The sequence below is a fragment of the Caenimonas sp. SL110 genome (genome assembly GCF_001044395.1).
Lineage (GTDB): Bacteria > Pseudomonadota > Gammaproteobacteria > Burkholderiales > Burkholderiaceae_C > Ramlibacter.
The window spans coordinates 13,298-26,402 of the sequence record NZ_JANU01000023.1 but is presented as its reverse complement, the minus strand read 5'-3'; the positions used below and the strand labels follow the sequence as shown (position 1 = coordinate 26,402).

Sequence of the window (13,105 nt, the reverse complement as noted above, 5' to 3'; positions counted from 1 at the left end):
GCGGCGAAGAAACAAAAAAACCAGTGCTGTCAGGTAGCCAGCAGATCGCGGTGCACTGTGCCCCAATCGAGGAAGAACTCCGCGATGAGGAATTCGGCACCGATCACGCGCTGGATATCCAGTTCGAACAACGGATCCATCAACGGGCTGCCGCCCAGATTGACAGTCGCCGTGCCCCGGACCATCGAATGCACCTTGGGTGCGCGAAGTTCATTGCGAATGATCTGGTCCACGTCATAGCCGGTCCCATCGGCGCGCGGAATGCGCTTGCGCTGGATGCGGGGATTGAGTTGCGGCTTGTCGAACGAATTGTCACCCGGCGTGAATCGCGCGTCGATCAGCGTGCGGCCCAGGCGGCTCACGGTGGCGGTGATGGCGCCGCTGCCTTCTTCACTGAAGGTCACATCAGCCATCTTCTTGGGATAACCCCACACCTCGCGGCCACTGGCAAGCGAATCATCGGTGGTGACGAATTCATAGAGCACGTGTCCGCCCACCAGGTCGCCATAGCGAACCGGCACGACGATCCCGCCTTCGAGGTAGCTGCGAGGACCCATCTCCGGCCGGGACACATCGTGAACCTCCGGGCTGTTCATCACGAACACTTCAAAGATGTTGCTCATGGCCTCGAAGTCGGCAGGCAAGGCTTTCTGGATTCCTTCGAGCGAGCCTTCGCACAGGATGCCGAGCTTGCGATACCCCTTGTAAAAACGGGGTGCGGGTTTGAACAGCGGCGAGCGCTCCGGAAGGGCAAAAGGGGCGGAATCAAAAAAGGCCATGAGGGGTCCTGAAAGTGATGGAAAAAACCGGCCGGCAGGCGGCGCTCTGCGTACCGGGGCAAAGGGGCTGCTGCAGGTTCGGGTCAGTCAGCAGGAATGAACTTTGATCCATTAATTTTTCTTGTACGTGAAAATTTGATGAATTTTATTCACGCATTTGAATGAATGTCAACATGTCTTCGCCTTGGAAACGAAAGCGCGTCAAAATCGGGCCAACATGAAAAAAAGAGCCGAGCCCGCCCGCCCCAAAAAGTCAACACCCGCCACGCGGGTCAACGAAGAACCAGCAAAACCAGGGCCACGGGAAAGCTCGCACGCCGTCGATCGCGTGGGCGAAGAGATTCGCCAGCTCCGGCGCTCACGAGGGCTCTCCATCGCCGAACTGGCGCATCGCATCAACCGGTCGGTCGGATTCCTGAGCCAGATCGAGAGGGGCCAATCGAAGCCATCGCTGAAGGACCTCTACGCGATCAGCGTGAGCCTGGGCGTGCAGATCGGCTGGTTCATGCTGGACCAGGTGCCGCCTCCCGAAAACGAACGCGGCATCGTGGTCCGCGCCAACGCACGCCGGCGCTACGAAGGAGAAGGCATCACGACCGAAGCTCTCTCACCCCGGCTTGGAGACGAACTGGAGATGCTGATCTCCACATTCCAGCCGGGTACGGCCCTGAAGAACCGCGTGGCCAACCACAAGGGAAGAGAGACCGGCTTCATCATGGAAGGCCAGCTCGAAATGTGGATCGGCAAGGACCACTTCCTGCTGGACAAGGGCGACAGCTATACCTTTCTCAGCAGCGTCCCCCACTCGTCGCGCAACCCGGGCGATATACCCACCGTCGTACTGTGGGTCGTGATGGCAGCCTAGTCAGCCGCGCCTTCGCAAAAACGCAACTCTGGATTGCCTGCAAGGTGGTCGCATCTTTTGATCTGCGTCAATAAACTGGCCGCGCACTATCAACAGGTTCCAGAAATGCCAAACATCGAAGTTCAACCCATGGGTTATGCGCTGGGTGCCAAAGTCACCGGCGTTGACCTTTCCAAACCGCTGGCCGCCGACACCATCGAACAGATCAAGGCCGCGTGGACAAAACACCTGGTGCTCGTGTTCCCGGACCAGCAGCTGGACCCCGAAACGCTGATCGCCTTCACCCGCCACTTCGGCGAACTCGACAACTACGAAACGCAGCCCTTCAACCGGCATCCCGAACACGACGAGGTCATGCTGCTGTCGAACAAGCCGGTCAACGGCAAGATGCCTGCAGGCGCCTACAACGGACAGAACTGGCACACCGACCTGTCCTACACACCTCGCCCCGCAAAGGCGACCATGGTGTATTGCATCCAGAAGCCCTCGGTGGGCGGCGACACGATGTTCGCCAACATGTATGCGGCGTACGAGTCCCTGTCGCCCAAGATGCAGGCGTTTCTCGATGACCTGGAAGGCGTCAACGATGTCAGCCTGATCTCGGCGCGGCGCGACCCCGCCATCCTCGAAGCATTCAAGCGGCTGAACCCGCCGGTCGTTCACCCGGCGGTGCGCATCCATCCGGAATCGGGCAAGCCCGCGCTGTACGTCAACGACCGGGTCCGCACCTTCGTGGGCATGAGCGACGCCGAGAGCAAGCCCATCATCAGGTTCCTGTGCGAGCACTCGCAGCAGCCGCGCTTTGTGTACCGCCATCGCTGGTCGGTTCGCGACCTCGTGCTGTGGGACAACCGCTGCCTCACGCACCTGGCCGTGGGCGACTACGACCCGTCCGAGATCCGCCACATGATCCGCACATCGACCATGGGCGACTACTACGGGCGCTTCGAGAACCCGGAGGCGGTCGAGGCCGCGAGAAAGGCCGCAGCGACGACAGACAAGCAAGCGGCCGCAGCTGCCTCGTTGCTGCACGACTGAACACTTCCCCCACAAAAACGACTGCCTGAAAAATTCATGAGAGACACCATGTTCCAACCCTCCCGCCGACAACTCATCATCGGGGCCGCCGCAGCTTCGACCCTTGGCACCCTTGGTGCCCTTGGTGCGCCCCCGGCGTTCGCGCAGGACCAGCCGATCCGCATCGCGGTGGGCTTTCCGCCCGGCGGCACCACGGACGTGATTGCGCGGCTGGTGGCCATCAACCTCGGCCAGAAGCTGGGCCGTTCGGTGATCGTGGAAAACCGCGCCGGTGCCAGCGGCAACATCGCTGCCCAAACCGCCGCCAAGACCAACCCCGACGGCACCAACCTGCTGTTCGTTCCCAGCAGCCACGCGACCAATGCCAGCCTCTACAAGAAGCTGCCGTTCGACACCGAGAAGGACTTCACCGCGATCGGCATGGTTGCAACGACGCCCTATGTGCTGGTGGTCCATCCGCAGATTCCGGCGAAGACCGTTTCCGAATTCATCGCCTTGCTCAAATCGAAACCGGGCACCTTCAACTACGCGACCGCAAGCCAGGGAACGGGCCAGCACCTGGCAGCCGAACTCTTCAAGAAGATGGCTGGGGTGGAGATGACGCAGGTTCCGTACAAGGGCAGCGCCGCGGCATTCCCCGACCTCATGGCCGGCCGCACGCCCATCATGTTCGACAACGTGGCGCTGATGGTTCCGCACGTCCGCTCGGGCTCGCTGCGTCCGCTGGCGATCACGAGCACGAAGCGCTCGCCGCTGCTGCCCGACGTGCCCACCGTGGCCGAGAGCCTGCCCGGCTATGAGATCCAGGGCTGGTTCGCCTTGCTCGCACCCGCAAAGACACCGCCGGCACTCGTGCGCGACTTCAACGCTGCACTCAATGCCGTGGTGAACGACGCCGCGTTCGTTGCACGCCTGAACGACCTGGGCGCAGAGACGATGACCGGCACACCGGCCATGGCCAACGACTACATCCAGAAGGAAATCACGCGCTGGGGCGGCGTGATCCGCTCGGCCAACATCACGCTCGATTAACTCGACGCTACGGAGTCTTCGGGCATGCCCATGGTCTTGAAGGCTTCGATGATGTGCATTCGCGCATGCCGCGCAATATGGCGCGTTGCATCGCTCGCAGGGCGGTGCGATGCAATGCCCATCGCGATCGTGCGAACAATCGTCGGCTCGACGATGCGTGATGCCTGCAGCCCCGCGCCCAGCCGCTGGCTCGCGGCGTGGCCCGCCATGATGGTGTACGCGCCGCCGCTGGCCGCAAGCTCGGTCTGCACGGCCAGCGAATTGGTCTCCAGCACGATGCTGAGCGCAATACCCAGTCGCTGCGCCTGCCGCTCGACATCGGCGCGAAGCCCGTTCGGCGCAGAGGCCAGCACCAGCGGCAGCCCCGCCAGCTCGCTGAACCGGACGGCGGGGCCGGCGGTCAAGGCGTCGCCGCGCGCGCCGACCAGATACGTATCGACACTGCCCAGGCTGTCTTCATTGCGCAGCTCCGACTGCCCCGCCCTGAAAAGGATCGTGATGTCCACTTCATCGTTGGAGCGCCAGGTGTCCAGCTGCGCGCTGACCCCTTCCATGACGATCAGCCGCACGGCAGGATACAGCTGCTGCACCGTGCGAAACAGCGATGCGGAAACCGCTTGTGCCAGCGACGGGACCAGGCCGATGCGAACGTCGCCGCTGATCACGCCTTGCTGCGACTTGATCTCGGCCTGCAGGTTGCGAAATTCAGCCAGGGTGGCCTGCGCGCGCGGCAAGAGGCGCTCGCCAAGATCGGTCAGGATCATGCCGCGCCCGGTGCGATGGAACAGCTTTCCATCGCAACTGCGCTCCAGCGCCGCGATCTGGCGGCTGACGATGGAAGGCAAGGTGCCCAGCGCGACCGCAGCCTTGCTCAGGTTGCCGAGCTGGCTGACGCACACAAAAAATTCAAGCTTCTGAAGGTCCACGGCAATTGATTCGAGAGGGCGTTTTTGATTATGCAGGCGCGCACTCAGACATCCAGACAACCCATCCCATGACACTCACCCACACTTCCCAATCCCCTTCCCCTACCGCCGGTCGCGTACTGGTCGATTCATTGCGACTGCACGGCGTGGACCGCGTGTTCTGCGTGCCCGGCGAGAGCTACCTGGAAGTGCTGGATGCGCTTCACGATGTGTCGCACGAGATCGAACTGGTCGTGGCCAAGCACGAAGGCGGCGCGGCCAACATGGCCGAAGCCGACGGCAAGCTCACCGGCCGGCCCGGCATCTGCATGGTGACGCGCGGACCGGGCGCGACGCAGGCCAGCGTTGGCGTGCACACCGCGCAGCAGGACTCCACGCCCATGATCCTGTTCATCGGCCAGATCGCCAGCGACCAGACAGGGCGCGACGTGTTCCAGGAAGTCGACTACGTCTCGATGTTCGGCAAGCTCGCGAAATGGGTGGTTGAAGTCTCGGACGCTTCTCGCATGGCAGAGATCGTTGCGCGGGCGTTCCACGTCGCAGTTTCTGGCAGGCCCGGTCCGGTCGTGGTCGCGTTGCCGGAAGATGTGCTGGTTGCGCAGGCCACGATTGCCGCGCACCGGTCGACGGTGCTTGAAGCCGCGCAAGCTTCTGCCTCATCGATGCACAAGGTCCATGCGCGGCTGGCTGCAGCGCGCAAGCCGCTGTTGATGGTCGGCGGCAGTGGCTGGACCGACGACGCGATCAGGGACATCAAGGACTTTGCGGCGCGGTGGAACATGCCGGTGGCCTGCACCTTCCGCCGGCAAGACATCGTGGACAACCGCCTGCCGCAGTACGCGGGTCACCTGAGCCTGGGCATGAACCCCGCGCTGCGCGAGCGGCTGCTCGCGGCCGATCTCGTGCTGGCCGTCGGCACACGCATCACCGATGTGGCAAGCGACAACTACACGCTCGTTGCTGCGCCGAACCCACAGCAGACCCTCATTCACTTCCACCCCGAGGCACAAGAGGTCGGGCGCGTGTTCCGGCCCGAGATCGGCTTCGAGGTGAGCGTCGCTGCCGCAGCTTCATCACTGGCCGCACTGCCTGCACCTGCAGCGCCCGCATGGGATGGCTGGACCGCATCCGCGCGTGACGCCTACCTGACCTTCAGCGCCGTGCCCCCGCGCGACGCAAAGGCAACCGGCGTTGACCTGGCTGTCGCCATGCGGCAGATGCGAGAGGCGCTGCCGATCGATGCCATCGTGACCAATGGTGCTGGCAACTACGCCGTGTGGCTGCACCGCTTCTTCGAGTACCGCGCACCGCGAACCGAGCTTGCGCCCACCTGCGGCGCGATGGGCTACGGGTTGCCCGCCGCCATCGCTGCGTCACTGCGCCATCCCGGACGCAAGGTTGTCTGCGTGGCGGGCGACGGCTGCTTTCTGATGTATCCGCAGGAGCTTGCGACGGCCGCTCAATACGGCGCGCAACTCATCGTCATCGTTGTCAACAACGGCATGTACGGCACCATCCGCATGCACCAGGAAAAGCACTACCCCAACCGCATCAGCGGCACGAAGATCGTCGGGCCGGATTACGTTGCGTTGGCGCAGTCGTTCGGCGCGCAGGCCGAGCGCGTCACGCGCACGGAAGACTTCGCAGGGGCGTTCAGTCGGGCGCAGGCACATGCGGGGCTGGCGCTGCTGGAACTGGTGACCGATCCGCTGCAGATTTTGCCGACGGTGCGGATTAACTAGTCGCTAAGGGTCCAATGCGTCCTGGTGCGCGTTCCAACTCTCTGCTCAGGCAGTCGCCCATATCCTGAACTCGGTGGCATTTGCGACCGGCCGCACCTGTTGCTTCTCGCGAAGCAATGACACCAGACCGTAGCGCTCCATGGTCTTGAGCGTGCGCGACAAGTTGCCGGGCTGCCGTCCCGTCGCCTGCGCCAACTCGGCCATCGAGTGAGGGTCGGTTTCCTGGATCACCTTGAGCAATGCCCGGTTTGAATCGCTCAGGACCTCCGCCACGGAACGCATGGAGTTGAACCATATCTTGGGCTCGCCCGGCTTGGGCTTGTACTCACCCTTGGCGATGGCAATCGCACGAGCCCGTATCTTCTCCTGCGACATGACGCCAATGACAATCGTCTTCATCTCAATCTCCTGCAATCGCGATAGCGATGACCTTGTCCACCTCTGCAAAAAAATCTTCCAGCAATCCTTGCGCTGACCCGAAGATATAAGGCACGCCCTTGTCGCTCGCACTCCGGTGCTTGTGGTCATAAGGCAAGCGTTGTCCCGCAAACTTGAACTTGCCCGGCGGTCTGACTGCATGTGCATTGTCGTAACCCATCACACGGATCCCGTAGCGGTTATGCAGAGTCAGGCTATAGCGGATTCCATGCTCAAAAACGCTACCGTCCAGGTCCAGGAGAGTCGCTATCGCCTCGTCAGATTGCTTCAAACCCACAGCCTTATCATCTGTTGATAAGAATCATATCACTGCGGCTCCAGCCCCACCTTCTTCACCAGCGCCGCGTACTTGGCCAGCTCGCTGCGAAACGCGGCCTGGGCCTGCTCGGGCGTGCTGATGTTGATGGTGTTGCCCTGTTTGGCCATTGCCTCTTTCACGGCCGGGTCGGCAAACGCGCTGACCACGGCGTCGTGGGCCTTCTTCACGTTCGCTGCGCTCAAACCCTTGGGCCCGATCAGCGCGAACCACGCCTCGACCACGAAGTTGGGCAGGCCCTGTTCCACGAACGTTGCAATCTCGGGCGCGGCGGGCGTGCGCTGCGCGGTGAGCAGGCCGATGGGCCGCAATGCGCCGCTCTTGATGTGGGCCTGCACGCTCGGCAGCGCGGCCGTGCCGAATTCGACCTGGCCGCCGATCAGGTCGGTCACCATTGGTCCCACGCCCTTGTAGGGGATGTGCTTGGCGGTTGCGCCTGCGGCTTCGAGGAACATCTCGGTAGCCAGGTGCAAGATCGTGCCGTTGCCGCCGGACGCGAAGTTGAACTGCCCCGGCCTGCTCTTGAGCAGCGCGATGAATTCGCGGCTGTTGGTGGCACTCACCTTGGCCGGATTGACCACCAGCACCATCGGCGTGGCGCCCACGACAGCGATCGGCGTGAAGTCGCCGGGCATGTCGAACGGCAACGACTTGAGCACGCTCGGAAAGATCACCACGTTGTTCGAGACGAACGACAGCGCACTTCCATCGGCCGGTGATCGGGCCAGCGCCTGCAGTCCGACAACACCGCCTGCGCCGGCCTGGTTGTCAACGACGACTGAAGCGTTCAGCGCTCTCGACAGCGCCGGTTGCGCAGCGCGCGTGATCGCGTCCACGCCCGAGCCGGTGGCGTTGGGCAGGATGAAGCGCACCGTGCCCGCCTGCGCGAGTGCACGCGGTGCAGCACCGGCGATGCCGAGCGCGCCCAGCATGAGCAGCGCATCACGACGAGTGAACCTGAAAGGCGCGTTGGAAGTCTTTGCGTTCATGAATGTCTCCTTTGATTTTTGATGTTCAGGCGATGACCGATTCGCCCAGCAACCGGTCGATTTCGCTCGCTGCGAAGCCCGCGCCCGCCAGCAACTCACGGCTGTGTTCACCCAACCGGGGCGGATCCATCCGCACGCCAAGCCGGTGGCCCTGCATCGTGATGGGGAACAGCGTGGTCTTGACCGTCTCGCCCGCCTTGGGTCCATCGGGCAGCCGCACGTCGGCAAGACCGCCGGTCGCCAGCAGGTGCTCGTCGTCGTAGAGATCTTCCGGCCGGCGAATCGGCGCGAATGGCAAGCCAGCTTTTTCCATCACCGATGCAAGCTCTGCCGCACTGCGATCGCGGATGCGCTCGGCGATCGCCTTGAGCAGGCGCGGACGCTGCCCCACGCGCAGGTTGTTGGTCGCAAGCTCCGGCTCGGCCTTGAGGTCGGCAAAGCCCAGCGCGTCGCAAAACGTCAGCCACTGCGCATCGCTCACCGCGGCCAGGAAGATCTGCTCGCCATCCTTGACCGTGAACACGTCGTACACCGCCCAGGGGTTGTCTCGCGCGGGCATGGGTGCGGGATGCTTGCCAGTCATCGCGAACTGCAGCATGTGCTGGCCCATGAGGAACACGTTGTTCTCGTACAGGGCCGACTGGATTTCCATGCCCTTGCCGGTGATGCCGCGCTGTATCAGCGCGCCCAGCACGGCGATGGCACCGAACAGGCCGCCCATGATGTCGTTGACGCTGGTGCCCGCGCGCAGCGGGTCGCCGGGGCGCCCGGTCATGTAGGCCAGGCCGCCCATCATCTGCACCACTTCATCCAGGGCCGTGCGATGGTCGTAGGGGCCGGGCAAAAAGCCCTTGTGGCTTGCGTAGATGATGCGCGGATTCACCTCGCGCAGCGCTGCGTAGTCGAGCCCGTACTTGCCCATGGTGCCGGGCTTGAAGTTCTCGGCCACCACGTCCGCCGTGGCACACAGCTTGCGCGCAACCTCTGCCCCCTGCGGGCTGTGCAGGTCGATGCCGATGCTCTTCTTGTTGCGGTTGAACATCGGAAAAAATCCCGCACCCGCACCCACCAGGGTGCGCGTGCGGTCGCCGTCAATCGGTTCGATCTTGATGACCTCGGCGCCCATGTCTGCCAGCACCATGCCGCAGGTCGGGCCCATCACCATGTGGGTGAATTCGATGACGCGCAGACCCTTCAGGGGCTGCGGCACATCCGTGGTCTGCGTTGCGTTGACGGCTTCGTTCATGCAGTCACCTGCGCGCGTTGCAGCATCGTTTTTGGCAAGCCCGCGCGCCAGATACTGCCGTGCAGCGTCTCGCCTTCGAGCCAGTGCGCGACCTTCTTGCGCAGTTCAAGCAGCGCGTCGAAATCCTGTCCTGTCGCAATGCCCATGCTGGCCATCATGTAGGCCACGTCTTCTGTTGCGACATTGCCGCTCGCGCCCGGTGCGTGAGGGCAGCCGCCGATGCCGCCCAGGCATGCATCGAAGCGGGTGATGCCCAGCTGCAGCGCCGCATAGACATTCGCCAGCCCCATCCCTCGCGTGTCGTGGAAGTGGCCGCAGTTGAGCTTGTCGCCTGCAACGGGCAGCACCCGCTCGAACAGCGAACGCACCATGCCCGGATCGGCATAGCCCACGGTGTCGGCCAGGCCCACGGCCTCTGCGCCTGCGTCCAGCACGGCCTTCACGAGCCGCACCACCTCATCAGGCTCGACCCGGCCCTGTATCGTGCAGCCGAACGCGGTGCTGATGCCGACTTCGATCTTCGTCTTCGAGCCGCGCGCATCACGTGCATCGCGGATGCGCGCGATGTCTTGCACCACTTCGTCAGGCGTCTTGCGCAGGTTGGCCAGGCTGTGGGCATGGCTGGCAGATAGCGGCAGCAGCATTAGCTCGGCTTCGCATTCCATCGCGCGCTCGGCACCCTTGAGGTTGGGCACCAGCACCGAGGCCTTCAGGCCGGGCAGCGTCCGGGCAAAGGCCAGCAGCTCGGCAGTGTCGGCCAGCTGCGGCATCAGGCGTGCAGGCACGAACGAGCCGACCTCGATCTCGCGCTGTCCCGCTTCATAAGCAAGACGAATCCATTCGAGCTTGTCGGCGGTGGGCACCACCCGGGCGATGCTTTGCAGCCCATCGCGCAGGCCCACCTCGCGGATCACAACATTGGCAGTAGTCATGAGGCGGAGTTTAGAATTTCCGAACGGAGCTAACGGATCAATTCAAGAACTGCAACGTTCCAATCGGGAATACCTTGCGCGACCTCGACCTCACCACCTTGCGCCTGTTCATCGCCGTCTGCGAAACCGGCAATATCGCCCGCGCGGGCGAGCGCGCCAGCATCGTCGGCTCGGCGATCAGCAAGCGGCTGTCGCAACTGGAGCACCAGGTCGGCACGCCGCTGCTGGTTCGCAAGCGACATGGCGTGATTCCCACAGCGGCTGGCGAAACGCTGCTGGAGCACGCGCGCGGCATGATGGACAGCGCCTCGCGCATCGAGCGCGACATGGAAAGCTATGTGGCCGGCGCGCGCGGACAGGTTCGCATCCTCGCCAGCGTGTCGGCCATGACCGAGTCGCTGGCCGACGACGTGGCCGCATTCCTGAAGATGCCCGCGCATCGCAGCATCCAGGTTGATATGGAAGAGCGCGTCAGCCCCGAGATCGTGCGCGGCGTGCGCGATGGCATGGCTTCATTGGGTGTGTGCTGGGACGCGGTCGAACTCGGCGCGCTGCAAAGCCGCCCCTATCGCACGGACCAGCTGTGCATCGTTGTGCCGGCAGGCCATGCACTGGCATCGCGCAAGACGCTGCGCTTCGAGCAGACGCTGGCCTTCGAGCATGTGAGCCTGCCGGTCAACAGCGCTGTGCAGGTGATGCTGCAACGCGCAGCGGGCCGGCTCGGTCGCAGTGTCATCCACCGCGTGGTGGTCTCCAACTTCGAGGCGGCACTGCGCGTGGTGCGTGCCGGGCTCGCCATCAGCGTGGTGCCGCGCGAAGTGGCTGAGCTGCAGGCGGCAGCGTATGGGCTTCATGTGATCCCGCTGGCTGAAGCGTGGGCGCAGCGGCGGTTCATCGTCTGCTTTCGCGATGAGCAGGCGCTGTCCCCGGCTGCGAAGCTGCTGGTGGATCACCTGGCCACGCATGCGCCACCTGAAACATGAAGACACAACGAAGGTCCCACGGAGATATCCGGTTCAGTCCGACATCTTGCCTGCGCCATGCCGCTGTCTGATGGCCTGTTCGCAATCGATCAGGAGAACATTCATGAAGACTTCACTCTCGACTCTGGCATGCGCATTGGCGCTGACCGGAACTGCCGCCTTCGCCCAGCAGCAACAGACTCCCAAATCAGAGCCATCAGGCCCCACGTTTACCGAAAAGGTGAAGGAGGCCGCGAAGAACATCGGCGAAAAGACGAAGGAAGCTGCGCACAAGATGAAAGAAAAGGCCCAGGAGACCGCCGACAAGGCGAAGTCCGACGATTCGGACAAGAACACCAGGACCAGTGGCGCATCGGGAACAGCATCGGGCAATGGCACCGCTGCGGCGCAGATGCAAAAGAAGGCCGATGCCGATCTGAGGTCGGCGCGGGCCAAGTGCGCTTCGATGGAAGACAGCTCGCAAAAGTCGATCTGCCAGAAGCAGGCCGCTGCCGCACACGCCAACGCCGAAGTGAAAGTCGAAAAGGCAAAGGCCGCCGACAAGTCCTGAGCAGGACTCGCAGCGGCCTTCGATTGCAGGCAATCAGCGCGCTGCTATGCCCATCTTGCCTTGCAGCACCGCCACCAGGTGGTGCTTGGCTTCGGCCAATTGCGCCTTGTCCGAATCGTGAACCCTGCGAAAGAACGCAGCGCATTCGGCTGAGCCAGCCGCCTCTGCATCCTTGATGTACTGGTCGTACGCGAGCAGGGCCTGCGCGTTGTTTTGCATGAGCGTGATCCAGTCGTACGCGAGGTCGCTCAGGGGATGCGGGTCGGAAGCTTTTTCTTGCATGGTGTGTCCTTCGTGATGATGTCAATCCAGCATTCAGGATACGGTGATCCGCTCGCAAATGGGGCTCATCAGCAGCACGAATCACGCAGAAATTCGCCCTGCTCCACTGGACGCCAACCCATCCTTGAGTTCCTGCGACAGGATGCGTTTCCACTCGGCGATGACCGACTCGGTGACGACCGACGCATGGGCCGCAATACTCAGCGCCAGATGCGGCGCGCCGCTTGCGCTCGGCACTGCGATGCCCATGCCGAAGCCATCGGCCACCACCGTTCCCTGGCTCACCGCAAAGCCCGTCTTGCGCGCGACGCGCACCGCGTGACGCAGGCTGTCGGGGTTCAGGCGCGGATAAGCCCGCAGGCCTGGCGTGACCAGCGCGATGACCTGCTCGCAGTGCTCCTTGTCCAGCGCGGCCAGCAGCGTGGTCGCACCGGCCCCCACACCCAGCAGGCGACGCTGGCCGACCTCCACCGGCACGAATCGCATGAGCGCCTGGCTATCGGCCTTGGCAAGGCACACGGCCTCTACGCCACTTCTTCGCATGAGGTAGGCCGTCGCCCCGGTGCGACGCGAGATCGCGGTGATGACAGGTCGCCAGTGCGCGACCTCCAGCACGCTGGCCGATGGCGCGAGGCTCAGCTCATGAACCAGTTCGCCCATGCTGTAGCGCTTGTCTGCGCCCGGCTCGCTGGCCAGGCGCTCTTGGACCAGGCACCTCAGGATGCGATGGGCAGTCGAGCGCGCGAGTGCGCAGTCGCGCGCAACCTCCGCGAGCGTGCAGCCCTGGGGTCCGGCCTTGCCCAATGCACGCAGCACGGCTGCAGCCCGGCGAATGGCCTGGGTGCCGCCGATGGCAGCGTCAGTCGAGGGTTCGTCGATGGGAGCATTCATAAAAGTGTCCATGATGTGGAACAAATAGTGCGGTGATTTCCCTTGGGCCTGTAGCGATCGGCTAGCCCTCGTGCTGCACCTTGTCCGAAAATCCGG

The 13,105-nt window shown here is 63.4% G+C and carries 15 protein-coding genes; 6 read left to right on the top strand and 9 right to left on the bottom strand.

What is annotated here, in order from left to right; genetic code table 11:
- Nucleotides 1-29: 29 nt before the first annotated feature.
- Nucleotides 30-779: an acetoacetate decarboxylase family protein gene (locus AQ12_RS12560; protein ID WP_048440266.1), complete on the bottom strand. Its 750-nt coding sequence runs from the start codon at nucleotides 777-779 to the stop codon at nucleotides 30-32.
- Between the two features lie 217 nt (nucleotides 780-996).
- On the opposite strand from AQ12_RS12560, the gene AQ12_RS12555 reads away from it, so the two are divergent.
- From AQ12_RS12555 to AQ12_RS12545, 3 genes are all read left to right on the top strand, one after another.
- On the top strand, nucleotides 997-1,644 hold the full coding sequence (locus AQ12_RS12555; RefSeq protein WP_053076705.1) for a helix-turn-helix domain-containing protein: 648 nt from the start codon (nucleotides 997-999) through the stop codon (nucleotides 1,642-1,644).
- A gap of 105 nt (nucleotides 1,645-1,749) precedes the next feature.
- A complete protein-coding gene (locus AQ12_RS12550) occupies nucleotides 1,750-2,682 on the top strand; it encodes a TauD/TfdA family dioxygenase (RefSeq protein ID WP_048440265.1) in 933 nt (310 codons plus the stop codon).
- A 48-nt stretch (nucleotides 2,683-2,730) separates the two neighbouring features.
- Nucleotides 2,731-3,714, top strand: a complete 984-nt coding sequence (locus AQ12_RS12545) for a tripartite tricarboxylate transporter substrate binding protein (protein WP_082151570.1) — start codon at nucleotides 2,731-2,733, stop codon at nucleotides 3,712-3,714.
- Here AQ12_RS12545 and AQ12_RS12540 read toward each other — a convergent pair.
- Nucleotides 3,711-4,640 (bottom strand): LysR substrate-binding domain-containing protein, encoded by a 930-nt coding sequence (locus AQ12_RS12540; protein ID WP_048440264.1) that lies wholly within the window; start codon nucleotides 4,638-4,640, stop codon nucleotides 3,711-3,713. The genes AQ12_RS12545 and AQ12_RS12540 overlap by 4 nt on opposite strands.
- Nucleotides 4,641-4,708: 68 nt before the next feature.
- Here AQ12_RS12540 and AQ12_RS12535 point away from each other — a divergent pair, with 68 nt between their 5' ends.
- The gene (locus tag AQ12_RS12535) at nucleotides 4,709-6,382 is read left to right on the top strand and encodes a thiamine pyrophosphate-binding protein (protein ID WP_048440263.1); all 1,674 of its coding nucleotides are present in this window, start codon (nucleotides 4,709-4,711) and stop codon (nucleotides 6,380-6,382) included.
- Between the two features lie 45 nt (nucleotides 6,383-6,427).
- Here the strand turns inward: AQ12_RS12535 and AQ12_RS12530 are convergent, their stop codons facing one another.
- From AQ12_RS12530 to AQ12_RS12510, 5 genes are read right to left on the bottom strand one after another with little or no spacing between them, the layout of a single operon-like run.
- A complete protein-coding gene (locus AQ12_RS12530; RefSeq protein ID WP_048440262.1) occupies nucleotides 6,428-6,781 on the bottom strand; it encodes a winged helix-turn-helix transcriptional regulator in 354 nt (117 codons plus the stop codon).
- A 1-nt stretch (nucleotide 6,782) separates the two neighbouring features.
- Nucleotides 6,783-7,091 carry a DUF6516 family protein gene (locus AQ12_RS12525; protein ID WP_048440348.1) on the bottom strand — a complete coding sequence of 103 codons (309 nt, stop codon included), beginning with the start codon at nucleotides 7,089-7,091 and terminating at the stop codon, nucleotides 6,783-6,785.
- Between the two features lie 35 nt (nucleotides 7,092-7,126).
- The gene (locus AQ12_RS12520) at nucleotides 7,127-8,125 is read right to left on the bottom strand and encodes a tripartite tricarboxylate transporter substrate binding protein (RefSeq protein ID WP_048440261.1); all 999 of its coding nucleotides are present in this window, start codon (nucleotides 8,123-8,125) and stop codon (nucleotides 7,127-7,129) included.
- 25 nt (nucleotides 8,126-8,150) lie between these two features.
- The gene (locus AQ12_RS12515) at nucleotides 8,151-9,371 is read right to left on the bottom strand and encodes a CaiB/BaiF CoA-transferase family protein (protein WP_048440260.1); all 1,221 of its coding nucleotides are present in this window, start codon (nucleotides 9,369-9,371) and stop codon (nucleotides 8,151-8,153) included.
- Nucleotides 9,368-10,303 carry a hydroxymethylglutaryl-CoA lyase gene (locus tag AQ12_RS12510; protein ID WP_048440259.1) on the bottom strand — a complete coding sequence of 312 codons (936 nt, stop codon included), beginning with the start codon at nucleotides 10,301-10,303 and terminating at the stop codon, nucleotides 9,368-9,370. The genes AQ12_RS12515 and AQ12_RS12510 overlap by 4 nt, the downstream gene beginning before the upstream one ends.
- Nucleotides 10,304-10,377: 74 nt before the next feature.
- On the opposite strand from AQ12_RS12510, the gene AQ12_RS12505 reads away from it, so the two are divergent.
- Both AQ12_RS12505 and AQ12_RS12500 read left to right on the top strand, forming a co-directional pair.
- Nucleotides 10,378-11,286 carry a LysR family transcriptional regulator gene (locus AQ12_RS12505; protein WP_048440258.1) on the top strand — a complete coding sequence of 303 codons (909 nt, stop codon included), beginning with the start codon at nucleotides 10,378-10,380 and terminating at the stop codon, nucleotides 11,284-11,286.
- A gap of 103 nt (nucleotides 11,287-11,389) precedes the next feature.
- Nucleotides 11,390-11,836, top strand: a complete 447-nt coding sequence (locus tag AQ12_RS12500) for a hypothetical protein (protein ID WP_152682779.1) — start codon at nucleotides 11,390-11,392, stop codon at nucleotides 11,834-11,836.
- Nucleotides 11,837-11,869: 33 nt separating this feature from the next.
- Here the strand turns inward: AQ12_RS12500 and AQ12_RS12495 are convergent, their stop codons facing one another.
- The gene (locus tag AQ12_RS12495; RefSeq protein WP_048440256.1) at nucleotides 11,870-12,118 is read right to left on the bottom strand and encodes a hypothetical protein; all 249 of its coding nucleotides are present in this window, start codon (nucleotides 12,116-12,118) and stop codon (nucleotides 11,870-11,872) included.
- Nucleotides 12,119-12,199: 81 nt separating this feature from the next.
- A complete protein-coding gene (locus AQ12_RS12490; protein ID WP_048440255.1) occupies nucleotides 12,200-13,009 on the bottom strand; it encodes an IclR family transcriptional regulator in 810 nt (269 codons plus the stop codon).
- Nucleotides 13,010-13,105: the final 96 nt, after the last annotated feature.